22 protein-coding genes are annotated in these 24,270 nt (G+C 53.5%); 10 read left to right on the top strand and 12 right to left on the bottom strand.

Going from position 1 to position 24,270, the window contains the following annotated elements; genetic code table 11:
- The first annotated feature begins 107 nt into the window (after positions 1–107).
- Positions 108–503, top strand: coding sequence for an 8-oxo-dGTP diphosphatase MutT (gene mutT / locus NA330_RS08420; RefSeq protein WP_020898382.1), 396 nt, complete (start codon positions 108–110; stop codon positions 501–503).
- 33 nt (positions 504–536) lie between these two features.
- Here the strand turns inward: mutT and NA330_RS08415 are convergent, their stop codons facing one another.
- Positions 537–1,526 carry an aldo/keto reductase gene (locus NA330_RS08415; RefSeq protein ID WP_023241682.1) on the bottom strand — a complete coding sequence of 330 codons (990 nt, stop codon included), beginning with the start codon at positions 1,524–1,526 and terminating at the stop codon, positions 537–539.
- An 85-nt stretch (positions 1,527–1,611) separates the two neighbouring features.
- Between NA330_RS08415 and NA330_RS08410 the strand changes: the two genes are divergently transcribed.
- Complete coding sequence (locus tag NA330_RS08410; protein WP_023196622.1) at positions 1,612–2,553, top strand: LysR family transcriptional regulator; 942 nt, start codon at positions 1,612–1,614, stop codon at positions 2,551–2,553.
- Here the strand turns inward: NA330_RS08410 and yacG are convergent.
- The 3 genes from yacG to coaE are packed head-to-tail and all read right to left on the bottom strand — an operon-like array spanning position 2,550 to position 4,114.
- A complete protein-coding gene (gene yacG / locus NA330_RS08405) occupies positions 2,550–2,741 on the bottom strand; it encodes a DNA gyrase inhibitor YacG (protein ID WP_001286419.1) in 192 nt (63 codons plus the stop codon). The two genes, NA330_RS08410 and yacG, sit on opposite strands and share 4 nt — an antisense overlap.
- Before the next feature lie 9 nt (positions 2,742–2,750).
- Positions 2,751–3,494 carry a cell division protein ZapD gene (zapD, locus tag NA330_RS08400; protein ID WP_000557441.1) on the bottom strand — a complete coding sequence of 248 codons (744 nt, stop codon included), beginning with the start codon at positions 3,492–3,494 and terminating at the stop codon, positions 2,751–2,753.
- Entirely contained in the window at positions 3,494–4,114 is a 621-nt protein-coding gene (gene coaE, locus NA330_RS08395) for a dephospho-CoA kinase (protein ID WP_001270913.1), read from the bottom strand. Before coaE ends, zapD begins: the two co-directional genes overlap by 1 nt.
- 225 nt (positions 4,115–4,339) lie before the next feature.
- Between coaE and NA330_RS08390 the strand changes: the two genes are divergently transcribed.
- Complete coding sequence (locus tag NA330_RS08390) at positions 4,340–5,383, top strand: GMP reductase (RefSeq protein WP_001217365.1); 1,044 nt, start codon at positions 4,340–4,342, stop codon at positions 5,381–5,383.
- Positions 5,384–5,413: 30 nt separating this feature from the next.
- Here NA330_RS08390 and hofC read toward each other — a convergent pair whose 3' ends face one another.
- From hofC to nadC, 4 genes are all read right to left on the bottom strand, one after another.
- Positions 5,414–6,616: a protein transport protein HofC gene (gene hofC / locus NA330_RS08385; protein ID WP_023241683.1), complete on the bottom strand. Its 1,203-nt coding sequence runs from the start codon at positions 6,614–6,616 to the stop codon at positions 5,414–5,416.
- On the bottom strand, positions 6,606–7,991 hold the full coding sequence (gspE, locus tag NA330_RS08380; RefSeq protein ID WP_023241684.1) for a type II secretion system protein GspE: 1,386 nt from the start codon (positions 7,989–7,991) through the stop codon (positions 6,606–6,608). Before gspE ends, hofC begins: the two co-directional genes overlap by 11 nt.
- Positions 7,992–8,000: 9 nt before the next feature.
- On the bottom strand, positions 8,001–8,438 hold the full coding sequence (ppdD, locus tag NA330_RS08375) for a prepilin peptidase-dependent pilin (RefSeq protein ID WP_000414989.1): 438 nt from the start codon (positions 8,436–8,438) through the stop codon (positions 8,001–8,003).
- A gap of 221 nt (positions 8,439–8,659) precedes the next feature.
- Positions 8,660–9,553 (bottom strand): carboxylating nicotinate-nucleotide diphosphorylase, encoded by an 894-nt coding sequence (nadC, locus tag NA330_RS08370; protein WP_001135136.1) that lies wholly within the window; start codon positions 9,551–9,553, stop codon positions 8,660–8,662.
- 87 nt (positions 9,554–9,640) lie between these two features.
- On the opposite strand from nadC, the gene ampD reads away from it, so the two are divergent.
- Both ampD and ampE read left to right on the top strand, forming a co-directional pair.
- Positions 9,641–10,204, top strand: a complete 564-nt coding sequence (gene ampD / locus NA330_RS08365; RefSeq protein ID WP_000936326.1) for a 1,6-anhydro-N-acetylmuramyl-L-alanine amidase AmpD — start codon at positions 9,641–9,643, stop codon at positions 10,202–10,204.
- Positions 10,201–11,055: a beta-lactamase regulator AmpE gene (ampE, locus tag NA330_RS08360; RefSeq protein ID WP_000172035.1), complete on the top strand. Its 855-nt coding sequence runs from the start codon at positions 10,201–10,203 to the stop codon at positions 11,053–11,055. Before ampD ends, ampE begins: the two co-directional genes overlap by 4 nt.
- A 91-nt stretch (positions 11,056–11,146) precedes the next feature.
- Here ampE and NA330_RS08355 read toward each other — a convergent pair whose 3' ends face one another.
- The 3 genes from NA330_RS08355 to aroP form a co-directional block, all read right to left on the bottom strand.
- The gene (locus NA330_RS08355; RefSeq protein WP_023241685.1) at positions 11,147–12,097 is read right to left on the bottom strand and encodes a glycoside hydrolase family 43 protein; all 951 of its coding nucleotides are present in this window, start codon (positions 12,095–12,097) and stop codon (positions 11,147–11,149) included.
- Complete coding sequence (locus NA330_RS08350) at positions 12,097–13,503, bottom strand: glycoside-pentoside-hexuronide (GPH):cation symporter (protein ID WP_000357539.1); 1,407 nt, start codon at positions 13,501–13,503, stop codon at positions 12,097–12,099. The genes NA330_RS08355 and NA330_RS08350 overlap by 1 nt, the downstream gene beginning before the upstream one ends.
- A gap of 163 nt (positions 13,504–13,666) precedes the next feature.
- A complete protein-coding gene (gene aroP / locus NA330_RS08345) occupies positions 13,667–15,040 on the bottom strand; it encodes an aromatic amino acid transporter AroP (protein WP_000969487.1) in 1,374 nt (457 codons plus the stop codon).
- A 562-nt stretch (positions 15,041–15,602) separates the two neighbouring features.
- On the opposite strand from aroP, the gene pdhR reads away from it, so the two are divergent.
- The 5 genes from pdhR to NA330_RS08320 all read left to right on the top strand — a co-directional run bounded on the left by pdhR (position 15,603) and on the right by NA330_RS08320 (position 23,440).
- Positions 15,603–16,367, top strand: coding sequence for a pyruvate dehydrogenase complex transcriptional repressor PdhR (gene pdhR / locus NA330_RS08340; RefSeq protein WP_023241686.1), 765 nt, complete (start codon positions 15,603–15,605; stop codon positions 16,365–16,367).
- A gap of 306 nt (positions 16,368–16,673) precedes the next feature.
- A complete protein-coding gene (gene aceE / locus NA330_RS08335) occupies positions 16,674–19,337 on the top strand; it encodes a pyruvate dehydrogenase (acetyl-transferring), homodimeric type (protein ID WP_000003840.1) in 2,664 nt (887 codons plus the stop codon).
- Positions 19,338–19,351: 14 nt separating this feature from the next.
- Entirely contained in the window at positions 19,352–21,241 is a 1,890-nt protein-coding gene (gene aceF / locus NA330_RS08330; RefSeq protein WP_000963594.1) for a pyruvate dehydrogenase complex dihydrolipoyllysine-residue acetyltransferase, read from the top strand.
- A 201-nt stretch (positions 21,242–21,442) separates the two neighbouring features.
- On the top strand, positions 21,443–22,867 hold the full coding sequence (gene lpdA, locus NA330_RS08325; RefSeq protein WP_001537804.1) for a dihydrolipoyl dehydrogenase: 1,425 nt from the start codon (positions 21,443–21,445) through the stop codon (positions 22,865–22,867).
- A gap of 288 nt (positions 22,868–23,155) precedes the next feature.
- Complete coding sequence (locus tag NA330_RS08320; protein ID WP_000765363.1) at positions 23,156–23,440, top strand: outer membrane protein; 285 nt, start codon at positions 23,156–23,158, stop codon at positions 23,438–23,440.
- A gap of 37 nt (positions 23,441–23,477) precedes the next feature.
- Here NA330_RS08320 and NA330_RS08315 read toward each other — a convergent pair whose 3' ends face one another.
- Entirely contained in the window at positions 23,478–24,269 is a 792-nt protein-coding gene (locus tag NA330_RS08315; protein WP_000757452.1) for a DUF2950 family protein, read from the bottom strand.
- Position 24,270: the final 1 nt, after the last annotated feature.

Here is a 24,270-nt window from a genome sequence, read left to right as displayed (position 1 = left end):
AGGTCGGTGCTGGCATTATTGCCGAAGGGCGCTACGCTTATTCGGTCTGGCATTGAACACAGATAAAAAGGCGCAGGCGACTGCGCCTTTTTTATGGATGCAACAAGATGAAAAAACTGCAAATCGCGGTTGGGATTATCCGCAACCCGAACGACGAAATTTTTATTACCCGACGCGCCGCTGATGCGCATATGGCGAACAAGCTGGAATTTCCGGGCGGAAAAATTGAAGCCGACGAAACACCAGAGCAGGCGTTGATCCGGGAGCTACAGGAAGAGGTGGGGATTACGCCAACACAGGTGACATTATTCGACACTCTGGAATATCAATTCCCGGATAGGCACATTACGCTGTGGTTTTGGCTGGTTGAACGCTGGGAGGGCGAACCGTGGGGGAAAGAAGGGCAGCCGGGACGGTGGATCGCGCAAAACGCGTTGAATACGGACGATTTTCCGCCGGCCAATGAACCGATTATTCGTAAATTACGCCAACTTGCGCCTTAGTGGGGGATCGCAACACGATCCCCATCGATCTTATTAGCGATTTAATGTCGACATAATTTCCGGCCAGTAGCGGGGGCCGGCCGCGGCGTCGTGAGGAAAAACCGCCTCAATTGCCGCCAGCTCCTGCGGGCTTAGGGTCAGTGATAACGCGCCGAGGTTTTCATCCACCCTGGCGCAGTGGCGGGTGCCGGGAATGGGAACGATGTGCCTGTTGCGGGCCAGCAGCCAGGCCAGCGCTAATTGTGCGGGGGTACACTCTTTTTCGCATGCCATTTGTTTTATTGCTTCAGCCAGACGTAAATTGCGCGAGAAGTTCTCACCCATGAACCTGGGATTTGTGCGACGGAAGTCATTCGCAGCAAAATCTTCTGGCGTTTTAATCGTACCGGTCAGAAATCCGCGTCCCAGCGGGCTGTAAGCGACGAATCCTATACCCAACCGTTCACAGGTGGAAAGTGCTGAAATTTCCGCTTCGCGGGACCAAAGCGAATACTCACTTTGCAGCGCGGTAATAGGGTGAACGTTATGGGCGCGTTCCAGCGTTTGCGTTGATGCTTCGGATAGCCCGAGATAACGCACTTTTCCCTCGCGCACCAGGTCCGCCATTGCACCGACAGTCTCTTCTATGGGGACTGATGGATCAACGCGATGTTGATAGTACAGATCGATATGATCGACCCCCAGGCGTTGCAGGCTTTGCTCACAACTACGGCGAACGTACTCCGGTCTGCCATTGACGCCACGCGCCATAGGGTTAGCAGGGTCGAGAACGATACCAAATTTCGTCGCTAAAAATACCCGATCGCGACGATCGGCGATGGCTCTTCCAACTAACCTTTCATTGGTATAAGGGCCATACATATCTGCGGTATCGAGCAGTGTTACCCCCTGATCTAACGCATAATGTAGCGTCTTAATTGAGGTGCTGTCGTCATGAGCGCCGTAAAATGCGCTCATGCCCATACATCCCAGTCCGATGGCTGACACTCGCGGTCCGTTTGCGCCTAATGTACGATATTGCATACTGCCTCCATGAGGATATTTTGTGCATGGCAGGCAGTCTATACCTGGCGTATAAGATGAAAAATAGGGGGAATAAGCATGGTTTATGAAGGCTGGCTTAATAATGCGTCATGATGTGATGTCCGTATTGCATGCTTTTTGCATGATTGCTGAAAACCATAGCTTCACGCGGGCAGCGGCGCAGTTACATATTTCCACGTCGGCGTTAAGTCAGAATATGCGCCAACTGGAGGATGAACTTGGCGTGAAATTGTTGAACCGAACCACCCGGCGTGTCGGTTTGACAGAAGCAGGACATGCCTTTCTTGCCAGTATCAGGCCCGCATTGAACCATATTGATGAGGCGATGGAACATGCCCGCCAGAGCCGCGATATACCCGGAGGGACATTACGCCTGACCGTACCGCGCACGGCGGCTACGCTTTTGTTACAACCTAATCTCGCCGGTTTCATGCGCGATTATCCCGATATTCGGCTGGATATCGATGTGAATGACGGTTTTGTGGATTTAATTAACGAACGCTTTGATGCCGGTATTCGCTTTGGCGATGCGGTACAACTTGATATGAATGTCGTTCCGCTCGGTGATGTTTTACGCCCGGCGATCGTAGCATCCCCTGCATACCTTGCGCGTTTTGGCACGCCGCTGCACCCTCAGGAACTCATCAATCACCGCTGCCTTTGCCATCGTTTTACGCGTGAGAGCGGGCTATATCGGTGGGAGTTTGTTCACGGAGCGCAACGGCTGGAAATTACGCCGGAAGCCGCGTTAATGGTGAATGATAAAGCGTTGCGTCTCTCCGCCGCGCGTGATGGGGCAGGGCTAACCTATGTTTTTGAACAGGATGTCCACGAAGACTTACAGGATGGGCGGTTGTGTTCCGTACTTGACGAGTGGCTGCCTGCGGCGGACCGGTTTTATTTGTATTATCCCGGCCGCGCGCATATGGCACCAAAACTACGCGTATTTATTGATTATTTTTGTCATAAGGCGATATTGCCGTCTCAACAGAGCCATCACTGTTAGCGCTCTTCGCTCCAGTCGTCGCTATCAGACTGGTCGCCGCTGCTGGCGATTCGTTTCTCTTCGGCGGCCCATTCGCCCAAATCAATTAACTGACAGCGTTTAGAACAAAATGGGCGGAAGGGGCTAATTTCCCCCCAGACGACCGGTTTACCGCAGGTCGGACAGTTTACGACGGTCACGTCAGACATTTTTACTCCTTAGCAACAGGCCAGTTCAAAATCAAGACGCTCCGGCACCAGACCATTTTCACTATCCAGCGGCATAAAGCGAATGGCAAAACGGCTCTTATGGCCGGAAATTTGCGGATAAAGTTGTGAATCGAGCGTCAGCATAAGACGCAGCAAATCGGCGTCGTCCCCGTTATCCTGATAAAAACCGTTCAGGCTGGTTTGCTTACGGAAAGGCGCTGAATTACGGATCAGATCAAGCACCAAAGTCAGCGCCTGGGTGAGGGGATTCAGGCTGGCAAGCCAGCTTTCAATCTGGGCGTCGCGCTGCGCCTGTTGTAGGTGTAACCAGATATGCAGAGTGGGTAAATCGAAACTGCAACAGCCGCCAGGAATACTTAAGCGTTGACGCACAAGGGCAATCAAGCGATCTTCGCGTAGCTGCTGGCCAATCCTCGGGGCGGAGATTAGCACGCTGCCCGCGGATTTTAACTGCTGGCGCAGGGCTTCAATACGGTCTTGATCGACGCCGGGAACCTCAACCCAGGCCTGTAATTTACGCTGCTGGCGCTCCAGTTCTTTCAGCAGTTCGGTACGGACTTCTCCCCGTTCGAACACATCCAGTAGATCGCTGATGTTACGGAAAAAATGCAGTGCGCCAGCATGGTCTGCAATTGGCAGGTTGATGGAGAGCTGTTGGATCAAAAACTCTATGCGCAGCCACGTACGCATCTTCTCATTGAGAGGGTGTTCAAATAGGACCTGGGTGTGCATTACGGTTTTTCCTGTGAGACAAACTGCGACGCGAGCTTAAGATAACTGGCGTGCAGGCGGGCCACATCTGATGCGATAGCATCCGGTGCGCCGTTATTATCAATAACATCGTCCGCCACGGCAAGGCGCGCTTCACGCGTCGCCTGCGCAGCGAGAATGTGTTCAACATGCTCGCGCGTAACATCATCACGCTGCATTGTGCGTATGAGCTGCGTTTCGGGCGTCACGTCAACCACCAGTACGCGGTTGGCTTTTTGATACAGCCTGTTTTCAACCAGCAGAGGCACAACCCATAACACATAGGGCGACGTAGCCTGTTGAAACTGTCGTTGGGTTTCCTGCTGAATTAAGGGATGAAGCAGAGCGTTAAGCCAGGCTTTTTCTTCCGGATGCGAAAAAATACGCTCACGCAGCGCCCGGCGACGTAACGTGCCGTCGGCGGCGATAAGTTCAGAACCAAAATGTTCCGCTATTGCGTTCAGGGCGGGCTGCCCTGGCTCAACCATCTGGCGCGCGATAATATCCGCGTCGATGACGGTTATTCCGAGGTCAGCGAAGGCATCAGCGACGGTACTTTTACCGCTGCCAATACCGCCGGTTAAGGCTACGGTATACCTCATATCTCCAGCTTCCGGAATTTTAGTTTGACAATCAAAAGGTTAAATTTTAAGCATGCAAAGACGATACGCTCTGAGCATTAACCTACTATTCGCCAGGTAAATTTATGGGATTGTAACGTAAAAAAAGAGAATTTCGCAGTCTTGTACGGCCATGATTAGTGCGTATGATAGCGTCACTGGAGTTGTGAGTTTCGATTTTTCGCCATTAACCCCAGGAATCCGCACATGCGTATTGAAGAAGATCTGAAGTTAGGTTTCAAAGACGTTCTTATCCGTCCTAAACGTTCTACCCTCAAAAGCCGTTCCGATGTCGAACTGGAACGTCAATTCACCTTTAAACACTCAGGTCAGACCTGGTCTGGCGTACCGATTATTGCGGCCAATATGGATACCGTCGGGACGTTTGAAATGGCGCAAGCATTGGCCGGGTTTGATATTCTGACTGCTGTACATAAACATTATACCGTTGAAGAGTGGGCAGCTTTTATCAACACGGCTTCGGCTGATGTTCTCAAGCATGTGATGGTTTCCACCGGGACCTCTGATGCTGATTTCGAAAAAACCGTGCAGATTCTGGCGCTGAATCCTGCGCTGAACTTTGTCTGTATTGATGTGGCCAATGGCTATTCAGAACATTTTGTGCAGTTCGTCGCGAAAGCACGTGAAGCATGGCCGACAAAAACAATCTGCGCAGGCAATGTGGTAACGGGCGAGATGTGCGAAGAGCTTATCCTCTCCGGCGCCGATATCGTGAAAGTGGGAATTGGTCCTGGCTCCGTATGCACGACGCGTGTAAAAACCGGCGTTGGTTATCCGCAACTGTCGGCGGTTATCGAATGCGCTGACGCGGCGCATGGCCTGGGCGGCATGATCGTCAGCGATGGCGGCTGCACCATGCCAGGCGACGTAGCAAAAGCCTTTGGCGGCGGCGCGGATTTCGTTATGTTGGGCGGCATGCTGGCGGGGCACGAAGAGAGCGGCGGCAGCGTGGTAGAAGAGAACGGCGAGAAATTTATGCTGTTCTACGGCATGAGTTCGGAATCTGCGATGAACCGTCATGTCGGCGGCGTTGCGAAATACCGCGCGGCAGAAGGTAAAACGGTTAAATTGCCGCTGCGTGGGCCGGTGGGCAATACCGCCCGCGATATCCTGGGCGGTCTACGCTCAGCCTGCACTTATGTCGGCGCGTCTCGCCTGAAAGAGTTGACCAAACGCACCACCTTTATTCGGGTGCAGGAACAAGAAAACCGCATTTTCAATAGCCTCTAATATTCTGGCTGGCGTAAATGTGCGCCAGCCTTATCCCATCCCGCTCATCGCGTCTCCCAAATGAAAAATCGGCAAATACATCGCCACCACCAGCGTACCGATAATTAAACCGGTGATGATCAATAACGCCGGTTCCAACAGCGACGCCAGATTATCGGCCAGTGCCAGCGTAGTTTCACTGTGGTGACGGGCAAGGTTATGCAGCATGATATCGAGTGAACCGGACGCTTCGCCCGTTCTGACCAGTTGCAGGCATAGCGGACTAAATTCCTGGGTATTTTTTAGCGCCAACCAGACCGGATTGCCTGCGGCGATCTCCTGATGTACCTGCGTTAAACGCTGTGACCAGTAAGGGCAGCCGAGACTCTCGATAGCGCTTTCCAGTCCCTGAAGAAAAGGAATGCCTGCGCTTTGGGTCAATGCCAGTACGGTGAATATTTGCGCTAGTTTCTGGCCTCTTATCAGGCGACCCATAACGGGAAGCCGTAGCAGAAGACGCTGCCGCTGCGCTTGCCAGGACGGCTTTTGTTTTACCCTGCGGTGAGCGATAGCAATGAGCATCGTCAGGAACAAGATGAGCCAACCCCATGCCGCCCCCCATTGCGCTATCGCGATAATACCGCGCGTCAGAAGAGGGAGCGGGGTATTGAAGCTACGGTAAATGGCGGCAAATTCCGGCAGAACAAAGTGCAGCATGGCGAAAACGACCAGGGCGGCCATTGTCAGAATAATGGCGGGATAGCGCAGCGCCTTTTTCACGCTAACCGTAATCTGCCGTTGCGCTTTTTGCTGACGGGCCAGTTCAAAGCAGCATTCGGCCAGTTTGCCGGTCAGTTCTCCGGTGCGGATCATCGTCTGGTAGAGCGGCGGAAATACCTGCGGCCAGGAGACTAATGCGCTGGAAAAAGGGACGCCCTGTTCAAGCTCGTGAGCCAGCGTGCGCAACAGCGCTTGCCATTGTCGGTGTGGATGCTGTTGCGCAAGGAGTTCCAGCCCTTCAGAAAGCGTCAGCCCGGCATGAATGAGCGTGGCCAACTGATGAATAATTTCAGCGCTTTGCTCTTCTTTCCACAGTGCGGCGTTAACGCCCATGCGCTTGATGCGAAGCGGCATAATGCGCTGATGTTGCAGGGTGATGATCAGCGCCAGACGATTGTCCGCCCATACAACGTCTTGTTCCAGTTGACCTTTATCGTTAACGCCTTGCCAGCGCCAGAGCTGTTTAACGCTCATGGGGCATTCCCAGAACGCGCAGTATCTCTTCAAAGGACGTCATGCCTTGTTCAACGGCGCGACAGCCATTTTCAAAAAGCGTCCCTGTACCGGTCTGTTGGAGGTGGGCTTCCAGTGCTTGCGCCGATGCGCCGCTCGCAATTAACTGACGTAATGCCGGGGTAACGGTTAACACTTCGAATAACGCGGTTCGGCCATAAAAGCCGTGGTAGCAATGCTGACAGCCGCTTGCCTGCCAGCGCGGTAGCGCGTTGGGCCAAAGATTGGGCGATAGCACCACGGGATCGCTCAGACGCTGTTTGCAGTGCGGGCAAAGCTTCCTTACCAGGCGTTGCGCTACCACCAGCGTAAGCGCCGATGAGATCATCCAGCGTGCTACGCCCATTTGCTGCAAACGTATCAGGGTTTCACTGGTGGAGTTCGTATGGAGCGTTGAAAGTACCAGATGGCCCGTTTGTGCCGCCTTAATGGCGATTTCTGCGGTGTCGCCGTCACGAATTTCACCTACCATGATGATGTCAGGGTCCTGGCGTAAAAGCGCGCGCAGCACATTTTGAAAGGTGAGCCCGGCGCGGGGATGGATCTGCGTCTGGTTAATCCCATCCAGTGGAATTTCTATCGGATCCTCAACGCTACAGAGGTTGATACCCGGCGTATTCCGGGTTTGTAGCGCGCTATATAGCGTGACCGTTTTTCCGCTACCGGTGGGGCCAGTCACCAGTACCAGCCCCTGAGGTTGCTGTAGGGCTTGCCTAAAAGCGGTAAGTTGTGCCCCGTACATGCCCAGCGTGTCCAGATCCAGCGTTTGTTCAACCTGATGCAACAACCGTAAGACGACTTTTTCGCCTTCTTTACAGGGAAGCGTGGCGATACGAAAAGAGATGCTGTCTCCCGACAGGTCAACGGTAAATTGCCCGTCCTGCGGCAGCCGATGTTCAGCGATGTCCAAATTTCCCAGGACTTTCAATCTGGCCGTCAGCGCAAGCCCCGTCTCTTTGGCGATGTCCTGCAGAATATGAAGAACACCGTCGATGCGGAGCCTTATCCGGTAGCGGCTGGCGCCTGGTTCGAGATGGATATCAGAGGCGCGTTTCGCCATCGCCGAGCGTAATGTCTGATTGAGAAGCTGGGCCGCGGTTTCTCCGCCTTTCGCGGCGTTTGCCGAGGGTGCCTGATCCTGCTTATGCCGATGATTTTCCATTTGCTGGCGAGTCCAGCACACAATATCAATTTGTTTTTGCGTGGCGAAATGCAGAGCGTCCAGTAACGCATGAGAGGGCGCGTCGACCACCGCAACAGTGATACTGTTGCTGGCGCTATTGATCAGTACAGCCTGATGACGTTGACACAAGGTGTTGAGCTGAGCGTCTTTCATCTTGTCTCCTTAGTTGGCGTCAAAACGGAAGACATCTTCACAAGCCTGTTGTAACGCGCTGTCGCTTTGAATATTGCAGTTACGTGTCCAGCCGGTAATGCCGTTAGCATTGTCCCAGGCGGGCGTCATGATGACGCTAAGCCCGCTCAGACTCTCCTGGCCGGTAAGCGTGATGACGCCTTTTTCCACGCTCATGCCCGAAACATAACGGGTGATGACGGGCGAGGGGATACCGTTGACGCCCGCATCGCATGTGCTCGTCCCACCATGTTCCAGAGCGCAGAGTTCGACGGCAGTACGGTAGGGGACAAACGTTTGCAACATATCCGTCAGCGCCGCTTTACGCAGATAGTTCTGGTAAGCCGGAATGCCAATGGCGCTTAAAATGGCGATGATGCCAATAACGACCATCAGTTCGATAAGCGTGAAACCGCGTTGTTTTTCCATTGTTCGCTCCTTGAGTTAGCTGGCGCTACTGTGGCAAACGAGGAAAGAGCGGGCGAGCGGCAAAAGATAAAACGGGAAGGCGGATTCTGAAGATTTTCGCTGCGTTACATGACACGGCAACGTTATTGCGAGGCGCTACGAATATTTTACCGAATCACGACGCGGATCTACGGACAGGTGATTTATAGACCCGACGGCGCAGCGCCATCGGGTGGAGAGGATCAGCGAAAACGCATGGAGAGATCGAGCGCGCGTACGTGCTTGGTCAGCGCGCCAACGGAGATGAAATCCACCCCGGTTTCAGCAAATTCGCGTAAGGTTTCCGCGGTGACGTTGCCGGATACTTCCAGCCGCGCCTGGCCGTTGACGCGTTTCACCGCCTCGCGCATCTGGTCGGTGTTGAAATTATCCAGCATGATAATATCCGCGCCTGCTTTCAGCGCATCGTCCAGTTCATCCAGATTTTCGACCTCGACTTCTACCGGCACGTCCGGATGTAGCCAGAACGCTTTTTCCACCGCCTGACGAACCGAACCGGAGGCGATGATATGGTTTTCTTTAATCAGGAACGCGTCAGTGAGGCCCAGACGATGATTGGCGCCGCCGCCGCATAAAACCGCATATTTGAGCGCGGTGCGCAGACCAGGCAGCGTTTTACGCGTGTCGAGCAACTGGGTTTGGGTGCCAGCCAGCAGTCCAACGTAGCGGCGTACTTCACTGGCGACGCCGGAAAGGGTCTGGACAAAGTTTAGCGCCGTGCGCTCGCCGGTCAGCAATACGCGAGCCGGGCCGTTCAGTTCAAACACTGTTTGGTTGGCGTGAATGGCGTCGCCGTCATCGACATGCCAGGTGAGGCGCACATCATCGCCCGCCAGTTGGATGAAGACCTCTTCAACCCAGCGCTTGCCGCAGAAAACGCCGTCTTCACGAGTGATCACCGTGGCATGGGCTTGCGTATCTGCTGGCAAAAGTTGCGCGGTGATATCGTTGCCAGCATCGACTTCTCCACCTAAATCTTCACGCAGCGCCTGAGCAACGGCGGCAGGGATATCGAGATTAATGCGTTCCAGTAGCGCGTCACGTCGGTCGTCTGGGTTATAACGGCGAGGCGGCATGATAAAACTCCAAATTGCTAACGAATCATAAGGTAGAAACATGCTACTCTGAAGCAGCTATAAGCACCACTCAAAAGGAGACTCTGCATGTTGCCAGATAAGGGTTGGTTGGTAGAGGCGCGACGCGTCCCTTCTCCGCATTATGATTGCCGTCCGGATGACGAAAAACCGTCCTTGCTGGTGGTGCATAACATTAGCCTGCCCCCCGGCGAGTTTGGCGGTCCGTGGATCGATGCATTATTCACCGGAACGATAGATCCAGACGCCCATCCTTTTTTTGCAGAAATCGCTCATCTTCGTGTTTCGGCCCATTGTCTGATTCGTCGCGACGGTGAAATCGTCCAGTATGTGCCTTTTGATAAGCGTGCGTGGCATGCGGGCGTGTCAAACTATCAGGGGCGGGAACGTTGTAATGATTTCTCCATTGGTATTGAGCTGGAGGGGACGGATACGCTGGCTTATACCGATGCGCAGTATCAGCAGCTAGCCGCCGTGACGCGCACGCTTATCGCTTGCTATCCGGCGATCGCCGACAATATGACCGGACACTGCAACATTGCGCCTGACCGCAAAACGGACCCTGGCCCTGCCTTTGACTGGCCGCGCTTTCGCGCTTTGGTAGCCCTCTCGTCGCACAAGGAGATGACATGACGCTGTTTACGACATTACTGGTGCTGATTGTCGAGCGCCTGTTTAAGCTGGGCGAGCACTGGCAGCTCGATCATCGGCTGGAGGCGCTATTCCGTCGGATTACGCATTTTTCGATGTTGCGCACGATGGGAATGACGGCGATCGCGATGGTGGTGACTTTTCTACTGCTCCAGGCGTTAAAAGGGCTGCTATTTAACGTGCCGACGCTGGTGGTGTGGATTCTCCTGGGCGTGCTGTGTATCGGCGCGGGCAAAGCGCGAGTACATTATCACGCCTGGCTGAAAGCGGCGTCCCGCAACGATCCGCATCCTTGCGAGGCGATGGCCAGCGAGCTTACGCTGATTCACGGCGTGCCGCCGGATTGTAATGAGCGTGAATTTTTGCGTGAGCTGCAAAATGCGTTGTTATGGATAAATTTCCGTTTTTACCTCGCACCGCTATTTTGGTTTATCGTTGGCGGTCCATGGGGGCCGGTAACGCTGGTGGGCTATGCGTTTTTACGGGCCTGGCAGACCTGGCTGGCGCGCTATCAGACGCCGCACCAACGTTTGCAATCCGGCATTGACGCTATTCTTCATGTGCTGGACTGGATTCCGGTACGTCTGGCGGGCGTAGTGTATGCATTACTGGGGCATGGCGAGAAAGCGTTGCCGGCCTGGTTTGCCTCGCTGGCGGATCTGCATACTTCGCAGTATCAGGTGCTCACACGTCTGGCGCAGTTCTCACTGGCGCGCGAACCGCATACTGACAAAGTAGAAACCCCCAAAGCGGCGGTGTCGATGGCGAAGAAGGCCTCGTTTGTGGTGGTGGTGATTATTGCGTTGCTCACCATTTATGGGGCATTAGTGTAGCGTTGTGCCGATGGCGCTAACGCTTATGCGGCCTACAATGGAAAAATCTGTAGGCCCGGTAAGCGTTAGCGCCACCGGGCAGTGCAACGGCTTAGATCGTATCGGCTGGCGGCACGCCAAAATCAGGCATCCCGTTTTCGTCCCAGCGCACCCGTTTCAGACGCGTATGGCGGTTGGGATCGTACAACGGATCGCCTTCAATTTCGGTGTAATTTCTCGCGTGGTACACCAGTACATCTTCACCTTCCGGCGTTTGCGTAAAGCTGTTGTGTCCCGGCCCATACTGGCGATTCTCATAGCTGGTGGTAAAGACCGGGCGCGGTGATTTATGCCAGTTCTGCGGGGTGAGCGGATCGTCGTTTACGTTAATCCACAGTAACCCCATACAGTAGTTTTCATCGGTGGCGCTGGCCGAATAGCTGATAAACAGCTTGTCGCCATGCACCACGACGGCCGGACCTTCGTTAACCCAAAAACCCCGACACTCCCAGTCGTACTCTGGCTTACTGAGCCTTACCGGCTCGCCTTTAAGAGTCCACGGGTTTTCCAGTTCAGCCAGATAAATATTTGAGTTACTGGCTATATCCGGCGCTTTTTGCGCCCACAGATACCACTGCTTTCCCTGATGATAAAAAGTGGTGGCATCGAGGGCGAAGGTATCAAACGGCGTTTTAATCTGACCTTTCTCCGTCCACTTGCCGGTGAGTGGGTTGGCATCGGCGCACTCCAGGGCAAACATGCGGTGCTGGAACATTCCCAGCTTATCAAGCGCTTGAGTATGGGTAGCGGCAAAATAGATGTACCACTTGCCGTTGATGCGGTGCATTTCCGGTGCCCAGATGAGCTGGCTCATCGGGCCGCTTTCCGGTTTGCGCCAGACGACAACGGGGTCGGCGGCGCGCAACCCTTCCAGCGAATTAGCCCGGCGGATTTCCAGCCTGTCATATTCCGGTACGGAGGCAATAAAGTAGTAATCGCTGCCGTCGCGTAAAATAAACGGATCGGCACGTTGTTCAATAAACGGGTTTGGCCAGTTTGCCATCAGGCTTTCCTTACGCTTTCAGCGGCTTTGAGCTCCTGCAACTCACTCAATTCGCGGTAATTAGTGCGACGTTTTTCCAAATCGTCCTGGATTTTTTTCATCAGTTCACGGTCAACTTTCAGCAGACGTACCACGCCTGCGGTAATCAGGTAGCCAACGCCGGGGATAACGGTAAACAACAGCATAATACCGTTCATCGCCGAGGCGCTTTGCGCTTTGGCGCTGGCGTCATAACCATACCAGGAGAGCAAAAAGCCGACCATCGCCCCGGCAATCGCCAGACCTAGTTTCAGGAAGAACAGATTACCGGAGAAGCTAATACCGGTAATGCGTTTGCCGGTTTTCCATTCGCCGTAATCATCGACGTCCGCCATCAGCGACCAGTGCAACGGGGAAGGGATCTGATGCAGAATATTGAGCAGGAAGTAGAGCGCCACTATCATTACGGTAGCTTTCGGATCAAAGAAATAGAACGCGCAGGAGAAAATCGCCAGCGCGATATTGGTCCAGAAAAATACCTTCAATTTACACCAGCGATCGGTTAAGACTTTTGCCAGCATACTGCCGATCATCATACCGACCACGCCAAGACTAATAAAAAGCGTAGCGAAATGGGTGCTTTGTCCCATCACCCAGGTGACGTAATACATGGTCGCCGCCATACGGATAAACCCCGGGCAGACGTTACATAAGGTCAATAGCAGAATGCGTACCCATTGATCGTTTTTCCACACGTCTTTGAAATCATTCTTCATATCATCGTGCGTCGGAACGGCAGGGCGAACGCGTTCGCGGACGCTGGCAAAGCAGAACAGAAACATACCCATGCCGATAATCGCCAGCACGGTCATCGCCAACTGATAGCCTTTGGCTTTGTCGCCGCCGCCAAACCAGTCCACCATCGGCAATAGCGTTAACGATAGCAACAGCGTCGCGATGCCGACTAACACGAAGCGATAAGCCTGACAGGCCACGCGCTCTTTTGGATCGTTGGTGATCACGCCGCCCAGTGAGCAATAGGGAATATTGATGGCGGTGTAGGTCACGGAAAGCAGAAAATAGGTGACGAAAGCATAGACAACTTTGCTGTTATAGCCCCAGTCCGGCGTCGTGAACATCAGAACGCTGAACAGCGCGTAGGGAAATGCAATCCACAGTAGCCAGGGGCGGAAACGACCATATTTACTTTGGGTACGATCGGCAAGCGCGCCCATCACCGGATCGGTAACGGCATCGATAACGCGTACTGAAAGGAGTAAAACACCGACTAACGCCGGGGCAAGACCAAAAATATCCGTATAAAAATAATTAACAAACAGCATGATAGCGCCAAAAATAATGTTACATCCGGCGTCGCCCATGCCATACCCGATTTTCTCTCTTACCGAAAGTCTGCCCTTATCCATTGAGACTTCTCCCCATCAGATGATGGCGGTAATTATTCGCCTGCGAGCTTTTTTTTGCGTAGCAGGATCACGCCGCTGATATGGATAAAATGGTTATACGTGGGAAACTGTGAGGCAGATAACACCCTCCCCGGACGAGGAGGGCGGAAAAGTAACGCCACGATCAGTGGGCTTTCACCGTTTTTGCCGTTTTTTCTTTACACAGGTAGCCGACGCCCAGGATGAGCAGCCATACCGGAATCAGCCACACGGAGATCGCCATACCTGGCGTCATCAGCATAATGATCAATACCGCCGCCATAAACAGCAGGCAGAGAACGTTGCCGAACGGATAAAACAGGGCCGGGAAGCGAGTTTTCACGCCCTGCTGCTGTTTCGCGCGACGGAACATCATATGGGCAAGGCTAATCATCGCCCAGTTAATGACCAGCGCGGAGACCACCAGCGCCATCAGCAGTCCGAATGCGGACTCTGGGGCCAGGTAGTTGAGCAGCACGCACAACGCAGTCACGACAGCGGAAACCAAAATGGAGCTCACCGGCACGCCGCGTTTGTCGACGTTCAGCAGCGCTTTCGGCGCATTTCCCTGCTGGGCCAGACCGAACAGCATACGGCTGTTGCAGTAAACGCAGCTGTTATAAACCGATAGCGCGGCGGTGAGAACCACGATATTCAGCGCATTGGCGACAAACGTATCGCCCAGCTCATGGAAGATAAGGACAAACGGGCTGGTATCGGCAGTGACGCGAGTCCATGGCAGCAGCGAAAGCAGAACCGCCAGCGAGCCGATATAAAAAATCAGGATGCGATAGATAACCTGATTAGTGGCTTTGGGGATGCTCTGTTCCGGGTTATCGGCTTCAGCGGCGGTGATCCCTACCAGCTCCAGTCCGCCGAACGAAAACATAATAATGGCCATCATCATCACCAGCCCGGTCCAGCCATGCGGCAGAAAGCCGCCCTGTTCCCACAGGTTGCGCACGGTGGCCTGCGGACCAGCGGTATCGCTGAAGAGTAACCACGCGCCGAACAGAATCATAGCGATGACGGCGATCACTTTAATAATGGCGAACCAAAACTCCATCTCACCGAACACTTTAACGTTGGTCAGGTTGATGGCGTTGATAATCACAAAGAAGGCTGCCGCAGAAGCCCAGGTGGGGATCTCCGGATACCAGAACTGGATATATTTACCCACTGCGGTCAGTTCCGCCATGGCAACTAATACGTACAGCACCCAGTAGTTCCAGCCGGAAGCGAATCCGGCAAAGCCGCCCCAGTATTTATAGGCGAAGTGGCTAAAAGAGCCGGCGACCGGTTCTTCAACCACCATCTCTCCCAGCTGGCGCATAATCAGAAAGGCAATAAAGCCTGCAATCGCATAGCCCAAGATAATTCCTGGCCCCGCCGACTGAATAACGGAGGCGCTTCCCAGGAACAAGCCTGTCCCTATCGCGCCGCCCAATGCGATAAGCTGAATATGGCGGTTTTTCAGGCCGCGCTTGAGCTGCTCGCCGTGCTGCTGACTGTCCATTATAAAACCTCGTGTATCGGGCGCGGTTTATTCATAACGCGCTTATTTTGAACGATGCAGTAGTGCGTGTGTAAGTTTGCAATTCCGCTTTTTGTATTGATTTATTTACAAGCTCGTTTTTTAAAATGTCACTTCAACTCTTTCGTCTTGATCAGAATAATGGTATGTGGCCGCGAATGCACCTGCTTTGTGCAGGGGTGATGACGAGTTGCGTAAAAAGAAAGCACTTGTAAATACCTCCTTTTATTTTCCCTTACAGATGTTAATTTGTTTTTATTCATTATTTATGCATAAAAATGCATTTAATCTACTGTTGAATCGGTTCAGATGAGATTTTTTATCGTTTCAAATACGTTAAATCTACCTCCTGGTGGGTAAATTTAACATTTGTGCACAGTTACAGTTTTGAAACATGATTTCTGTAAAATTGTTAAAATGTGCCTCCTTTACTGATTTCAATCAAAACCTGTATGGACAGAAGGTGAATACTTTGTTACTTTAGCGTCACAGACATGAAATTGGTAAGACCAATTGACTCCGGGCAAATGGCTTAAGACAGGAAATCATGGCCTACAGCAAAATCCGCCAACCAAAACTCTCCGATGTGATCGAGCAGCAGCTGGAGTTTTTAATCCTTGAGGGAACATTGCGTCCCGGAGAAAAACTCCCACCGGAACGTGAACTGGCAAAACAGTTCGACGTCTCCCGTCCCTCCTTGCGCGAGGCGATTCAACGTCTCGAAGCGAAGGGATTGTTGCTTCGTCGCCAGGGCGGCGGAACCTTCGTGCAGAGCAGCCTGTGGCAGAGCTTTAGCGACCCGCTGGTGGAACTGCTCTCCGATCACCCTGAATCCCAGTTTGACCTGCTCGAAACGCGCCATGCGCTGGAAGGCATTGCGGCTTATTACGCGGCGCTGCGCAGCACCGACGAAGATAAAGACCGTATTCGCGAGCTGCACCACGCTATTGAGCTGGCGCAAGAGTCCGGCGATCTGGATGCCGAGTCCGAAGCCGTGCTCCAGTATCAAATCGCCGTCACCGAAGCGGCGCACAACGTGGTATTGCTTCATCTGCTAAGGTGTATGGAGCCGATGCTGGCGCAAAACGTGCGGCAGAACTTCGAATTGCTGTATGCGCGTCGGGAGATGCTGCCGCTGGTGAGTACGCATCGCACCCGTATATTTGAAGCCATTATGGCCGGAGAACCAGAAGAAGCGCGTGAAGCGTCACACCGCCATCTGGCGTTTATCGAAGAGATTATGTTGGACAGAAGCCGTGAGGAGAGCCGTCGTGAACGCGCCTTACGCCGTCTGGAACAGCGCAAGAATTAGTTTTTTCTGGCAGAACGTTAACCAGAAGATGTTGTGAATAAAGCGCAAAAATGTGCGCGGCAACTAAATGCCAGGCCCATAAGGCTATTTTATTTGCCATTTTGGTCCTGGGCAGTGCTCACAATCCTCACGTACTACGTGTACGTTCCGGTTGTTCCGCGCTGTCCGTGACCAAACTGGCTGCAACAATTACACCTTATGGGCCAGGCAATAAACGCAGAACCTGTCTTATTAAGCTTTCTGACGAAAGTTTAATGGGACAGGTTCCAGATAACTCAACGTATTAGATAGATAAGGAATACCCCCATGTCAGAACGTTTCCCAAATGACGTGGATCCGATCGAAACTCGCGACTGGCTACAGGCGATCGAATCGGTCATCCGTGAAGAAGGTGTTGAGCGCGCTCAGTATCTGATTGACCAACTGCTTTCTGAAGCTCGTAAAGGCGGCGTGAAAGTCGCGGCAGGCGCAGGGGCCAGTAATTACATCAACACTATTGCCGTTGAAGACGAACCGGAATACCCGGGCAATCTGGAGCTGGAACGTCGCATTCGTTCTGCGATCCGCTGGAACGCCATCATGACCGTGCTGCGCGCGTCTAAAAAAGACCTTGAGTTGGGCGGCCACATGGCGTCCTTCCAGTCTTCCGCCACGATCTATGATGTCTGTTTCAACCATTTCTTCCGTGCGCGCAACGAACAGGATGGCGGCGACCTGGTGTACTTCCAGGGCCACATCTCTCCGGGCATCTACGCTCGCGCGTTCCTGGAAGGTCGTCTGACCCAGGAACAGATGGATAACTTCCGTCAGGAAGTTCACGGCAATGGCCTCTCTTCCTATCCGCACCCGAAACTGATGCCGGAATTCTGGCAGTTCCCGACCGTCTCTATGGGGCTGGGCCCAATCGGTGCTATCTACCAGGCGAAATTCCTGAAATATCTGGAACACCGTGGCCTGAAAGATACCTCTAAACAGACCGTTTACGCCTTCCTCGGCGACGGCGAGATGGACGAGCCGGAATCCAAAGGCGCGATCACCATCGCCACCCGTGAAAAACTGGACAACCTGGTCTTTGTTATCAACTGTAACCTGCAGCGTCTTGACGGCCCGGTCACCGGTAACGGCAAGATTGTTAACGAACTGGAAGGCATCTTTGCAGGTGCTGGCTGGAACGTTATTAAAGTCATGTGGGGCGGTCGTTGGGATGAACTGCTGCGTAAAGACACCAGCGGTAAACTGATCCAGCTGATGAACGAAACCGTTGACGGCGACTACCAGACCTTCAAATCCAAAGACGGCGCTTACGTGCGTGAGCACTTCTTCGGTAAATATCCGGAAACCGCAGCCCTGGTGGCCGACTGGACTGACGAGCAGATTTGGGCGCTGAACCGTGGTGGTCACGATCCGAAGAAAGTCTACGCGGCACTGAAAAAAGCGCAGGAAACCAAAGGCAAAGCGACCGTAATCCTGGCCCATACCATTAAAGGTTACGGCATGGGTGACACCGCGGAAGGTAAAAACATCGCTCACCAGGTTAAGAAAATGAACATGGACGGCGTGCGTTACGTCCGCGATCGTTTCAACGTGCCGGTTGCCGATGCTGATCTCGAAAAACTGCCGTACATTACCTTCCCGGAAGGTTCTGAAGAACACAAATACCTGCATGAACGCCGTCAGGCGCTGCACGGCTACCTGCCAAGCCGTCAGCCGAACTTCACCGAGAAGTTAGAGCTGCCTCAACTTTCAGATTTCGGCGCGCTGCTGGAAGAGCAAAGCAAAGAGATTTCCACCACTATCGCTTTCGTGCGTGCTCTGAACGTGATGCTGAAGAACAAGTCGATCAAAGATCGCCTGGTGCCGATCATCGCCGACGAAGCGCGTACTTTCGGTATGGAAGGTCTGTTCCGTCAGATTGGTATCTACAGCCCGAACGGCCAGCAGTACACCCCGCAGGACCGTGAGCAGGTTGCTTACTACAAAGAAGACGAGAAAGGCCAGATTCTGCAGGAAGGTATCAACGAGCTGGGCGCAGGCGCATCCTGGCTGGCTGCGGCGACCTCTTACAGCACCAACGATCTGCCGATGATCCCGTTCTATATCTACTACTCCATGTTCGGGTTCCAGCGTATCGGCGACCTGTGCTGGCAGGCTGGCGACCAGCAGGCTCGCGGCTTCCTGATTGGCGGGACTTCCGGTCGTACTACGCTGAACGGCGAAGGTCTGCAGCACGAAGATGGTCACAGCCACATTCAGTCGCTGACTATCCCGAACTGTATCTCTTACGACCCGGCTTACGCCTATGAAGTGGCTGTCATCATGCATGATGGTCTGGAGCGTATGTACGGTGAGAAACAAGAGAACGTTTACTACTACATCACCACCCTGAACGAAAACTACCACATGCCGGCCATGCCAGCAGGTGCCGAGGAAGGTATCCGTAAAGGTATCTACAAACTCGAAACCCTTGAAGGTAGCAAAGGTAAAGTTCAGCTGCTGGGCTCCGGTTCTATCCTGCGTCACGTGCGTGAAGCGGCACAGATCCTGGCGAAAGACTACGGCGTAGGTTCTGACGTGTACAGCGTAACCTCCTTCACCGAACTGGCGCGTGATGGTCAGGATTGTGAGCGCTGGAACATGCTGCACCCGCTGGAAACCCCGCGCGTACCGTACATCGCTCAGGTGATGAACGACGCTCCGGCAGTGGCATCTACTGACTATATGAAACTGTTCGCCGAGCAGGTTCGTACTTACGTACCGGCTGACGACTATCGCGTACTGGGTACGGATGGCTTCGGTCGTTCCGACAGCCGTGAGAACCTGCGTCACCACTTCGAAGTTGATGCTTCTTATGTGGTTGTTGCAGCGCTGGGCGAACTGGCTAAACGTGGCGAAATCGACAAGAAAGTGGTAGCGGATGCGATTACCAAATTCAACATCGATGCAGATAAAGTTAACCCGCGTCTGGCGTAAGAGGTAAAAGAATAATGGCTATCGAAATCAAAGTACCGGACATCGGGACAGATGAAGTTGAAATCACCGAGATTCTGGTCAAAGTGGGCGACAAAGTGGAAGCTGAACAGTCGCTGATCACCGTAGAAGGCGACAAAGCCTCTATGGAAGTCCCGTCTCCGCAGGCTGGCGTCGTGAAAGAGATCAAAGTCTCTGTCGGCGACAAAACCGAGACCGGTGCACTTATCATGATTTTCGATTCCGCCGACGGTGCAGCCGACGCTGCACCTGCTAAGGCAGAAGAGAAGAAAGAAGCGGCTCCGGCAGCAGCACCTGCTGCGGCAGCGGCGAAAGACGTTCACGTTCCGGATATCGGCAGTGACGAAGTTGAAGTGACTGAAGTGATGGTGAAAGTGGGCGACACCGTTGAAGCTGAACAGTCGCTGATCACCGTCGAAGGCGACAAGGCCTCTATGGAAGTGCCGGCGCCGTTCGCGGGCACCGTGAAAGAGATCAAAGTGAACACCGGTGATAAAGTGTCTACCGGCTCTCTGATTATGGTCTTCGAAGTGGCGGGTGAAGCGGGCGCAGCAGCACCAGCGAAAGCGGAAGCCGCTCCGGCTGCGGCTGCTCCAGCGGCAGCGACGGGCGTGAAAGACGTTAACGTACCGGATATCGGCGGCGACGAAGTTGAAGTCACCGAAGTGATGGTCAAAGTCGGCGATAAAGTTGCCGCTGAACAGTCGCTGATCACCGTCGAAGGCGACAAAGCCTCCATGGAAGTGCCTGCGCCGTTCGCGGGCACCGTGAAAGAAATCAAAATCAGCACCGGCGATAAAGTGAAAACCGGTTCTCTGATTATGGTCTTCGAAGTAGAAGGCGCAGCGCCTGCGGCCGCTCCGGCTAAACAGGAAGCGGCGGCGCCAGCTCCGGCGGCGAAAGCTGAGAAGCCTGCTGCCCCGGCTGCCAAAGCGGAAGGCAAATCTGAGTTCGCTGAAAACGACGCTTACGTTCACGCTACCCCGCTGATTCGCCGTCTGGCGCGCGAGTTTGGCGTCAACCTGGCGAAAGTGAAAGGCACCGGTCGTAAAGGCCGTATTCTGCGCGAAGACGTTCAGGCTTACGTGAAAGACGCTATCAAACGCGCAGAAGCTGCGCCGGCTGCTGCGGGCGGTGGTATCCCGGGTATGCTGCCGTGGCCGAAAGTGGACTTCAGCAAGTTTGGTGAAGTTGAAGAAGTGGAACTGGGCCGTATCCAGAAAATCTCTGGCGCGAACCTGAGCCGTAACTGGGTGATGATCCCGCACGTTACGCACTTCGACAAAACCGATATCACCGATCTGGAAGCGTTCCGTAAACAGCAGAACGCCGAAGCTGAGAAGCGTAAACTGGACGTGAAATACACGCCAGTGGTCTTCATCATGAAAGCGGTTGCCGCTGCTCTGGAACAGATGCCGCGCTTCAACAGCTCTCTGTCCGAAGACGGTCAGCGTCTGACCCTGAAGAAATACATCAACATCGGCGTGGCGGTTGATACCCCGAATGGCCTGGTGGTTCCGGTCTTTAAAGACGTGAATAAGAAGAGCGTGACCGAGCTGTCTCGTGAACTGACCACCATCTCCAAAAAAGCGCGTGATGGTAAGCTGACCGCTGGCGAAATGCAGGGTGGTTGCTTCACTATCTCCAGCATCGGCGGTCTGGGAACTACCCACTTCGCGCCGATTGTTAACGCGCCGGAAGTGGCTATCCTCGGCGTTTCTAAGTCGGCGATGGAACCGGTGTGGAATGGGAAAGAGTTTGTGCCGCGTCTGATGATGCCTATCTCTCTTTCCTTCGACCACCGTGTGATCGATGGTGCTGATGGTGCGCGTTTCATTACCATTATCAACAATATGTTGTCTGACATTCGCCGTCTGGTGATGTAAGCGAAAAAGCCGGCCCGACGGCCGGCTTTTTTTTGATAATCTCATGGAGTTTGTGAGGTTATTAGCGAAAGCGATAATTCGTGATCCGTTTGTTGTTTCAAAATTGTTAACAATTTTGTAAGATACGGGCGGATAGAACGACCCGGTGGATGATGGGCGATCAAGTACCCCGGACCGCCGGATACAAATAAAGAGGTCATGATGAGTACTGAAATCAAAACTCAGGTCGTGGTACTTGGGGCGGGCCCGGCAGGCTATTCTGCCGCTTTCCGTTGCGCTGATTTAGGTCTGGAAACCGTAATTGTAGAACGCTACAGCACCCTTGGCGGTGTTTGTCTGAACGTCGGCTGTATCCCTTCTAAAGCGCTGCTGCACGTAGCAAAAGTTATCGAAGAAGCCAAAGCGCTGGCTGAACACGGTATCGTCTTCGGTGAGCCGAAAACCGATATCGACAAGATTCGTACCTGGAAAGAGAAAGTGATCACGCAGCTGACCGGCGGTCTGGCGGGTATGGCCAAAGGCCGTAAAGTGAAAGTGGTCAACGGTCTGGGTAAATTCACCGGGGCTAACACCCTGGAAGTGGAAGGCGAAAACGGCAAAACCGTGATCAACTTCGACAACGCGATCATCGCGGCAGGTTCTCGTCCGATCCAATTACCGTTTATTCCGCATGAAGACCCGCGCGTATGGGATTCTACCGACGCTCTGGAACTGAAAGAAGTACCGAAGCGTATGCTGGTCATGGGCGGCGGTATCATCGGTCTGGAAATGGGTACCGTATACCACGCGCTGGGTTCAGAGATTGACGTGGTTGAAATGTTCGATCAGGTTATCCCGGCGGCTGATAAAGACATCGTTAAAGTCTTCACCAAGCGCATCAGCAAGAAATTCAACCTGATGCTGGAAACCAAAGTGACTGCCGTTGAAGCGAAAGAAGACGGTATCTACGTTTCGATGGAAGGCAAAAAAGCCCCGGCTGAAGCGCAGCGTTATGACGCCGTGCTGGTGGCGATTGGTCGTGTGCCGAACGGTAAAAACCTCGACGCGGGCAAAGCTGGCGTGGAAGTTGACGACCGTGGCTTTATCCGCGTGGACAAACAGCTGCGCACCAACGTGCCGCACATCTTCGCTATCGGCGATATCGTCGGCCAGCCGATGCTGGCGCATAAAGGCGTTCACGAAGGCCACGTTGCCGCTGAAGTTATCGCCGGGAAGAAACACTACTTCGATCCGAAAGTTATCCCGTCTATCGCGTACACCGAGCCAGAAGTGGCATGGGTTGGCCTGACCGAGAAAGAAGCGAAAGAAAAAGGCATCAGCTATGAAACCGCCACCTTCCCGTGGGCAGCTTCTGGCCGTGCTATCGCTTCTGACTGCGCAGACGGTATGACCAAACTGATTTTCGACAAAGAATCTCACCGCGTGATCGGCGGGGCGATTGTCGGCACCAACGGCGGCGAGCTGCTGGGTGAAATCGGTCTGGCGATCGAAATGGGCTGCGACGCGGAAGATATCGCGCTGACCATTCATGCGCACCCGACGCTGCACGAGTCCGTCGGTCTGGCTGCTGAAGTGTTCGAAGGTAGTATTACCGACCTGCCGAACCCGAAAGCGAAGAAGAAATAATCTTCTGTAGGTGGCAATGCGCCACCCGATACAAAAAAGCGGCTTTACAGCCGCTTTTTTTATGCATGGCAAATCAGATGTGTCAAATGATGGCGAAGGATAACGAAACCGCAAAATTTATCTTTTCCGCAGCAGTACGTTTTTCAAAGCTTATGCCGTCGGTAGTGCCTTTGTTTGTCATTTTCGACCAACTAATTGTTTCATAAGAAATACCTCTCCTTACTTTGTCATCACCCTGAAATTAGTAACGCTATAAAATAATAGCGAGCTAATTATGAGGTTTGATATATGAAACTTTTTCTGACAACAGCAGCGCTAACCGCGACGTTGATTTCCGGCATGGCATTTGCCAGCGATCCCGTCATCCCCTGGGCGACTAACAGCGGCGGTACGGAAAGCACGCATATTGCGGCAATGGGCGAGGATTTGAATGCGCAGCATCAGCAGATCACCCACACGCATGAAGGCGTATGGGCGGCCAATTCCGGCAGCATTCAGGCTGATGAAGCCGCGCTGACCAGCAACAAGCCGCCGGTACAAGGCCACCCGGAATTAATGCCGCATCAGGGCTAATGATTATGGCCTGGCGATAACGCCAGGCGCTTACGGGTTATTCGGCGACCTGCCACTGCGCGTCTGGCGCAAAACGCGTGATAGCCTGAACTTTACTCTCCGTCTCCTTGCCTAAATCCGCCTGATAAATACGATCGTCCTGGTTGACCATAAAACTCATCACCCCGGTTTCGCCGTAATGCATCGGCCAGGCCAGAAGCGCCGCGCCGTGACCGTCGTTATCGCTGATAATACGGAAATGGTAGCCGTGGTAACCCTCGTCTGGCGCTGCGGGGCTAAAGTTTGGGCCTAAGGGACTGGGGACGTCGCCTGCTTTGGTTGGCCAGTACAGGCCATCTTTTTGGCCTTCGCTACTGATTATCCTGTGCGCCCAGCGATGGTTTTGTAAGTAATAATCCTGCTGCGCATCAACGTAAGCATGCATGGCCTGTAAGGTAGAAAGTTCATTTCGCCCAATAGTACGGGTGAGGATCTCATTCCCGGCTGCCGCCATATCAAAGCGCCAGCCGCCAGTCTCTTTCACCATGGGCACCGGGAGCTGCCAGTCTTCTCGTCCGACATTCAGGTGCGCCGTATTGTCTTTTTGTACAATGCGATGGCCTTCGCGCCAGTCACGATTGAAGCGGGCCACGGCCTCGGGATCGGCACCTTCCGGCGGCAGAAATTGCCGCCAGTCATCGCCCAGTAGCGCGGTAAGCTGCGTTTCGTTTTTTCCGGCTACCGCCGCGGCGAAGGCGCTGGCGGCCGCTTCCGGGGAGGGGAACCGTTCCTGTGCGTAGCCCAGCAAGGGTAACGACAGTAACAGAGCGCTTAACATAACCTTTTTCATT

The organism is Salmonella sp. NW722, from assembly GCF_051702785.1.
Lineage (GTDB): Bacteria > Pseudomonadota > Gammaproteobacteria > Enterobacterales > Enterobacteriaceae > Salmonella > Salmonella enterica.
This window is presented reverse-complemented; position numbering and strand designations above follow the sequence as displayed.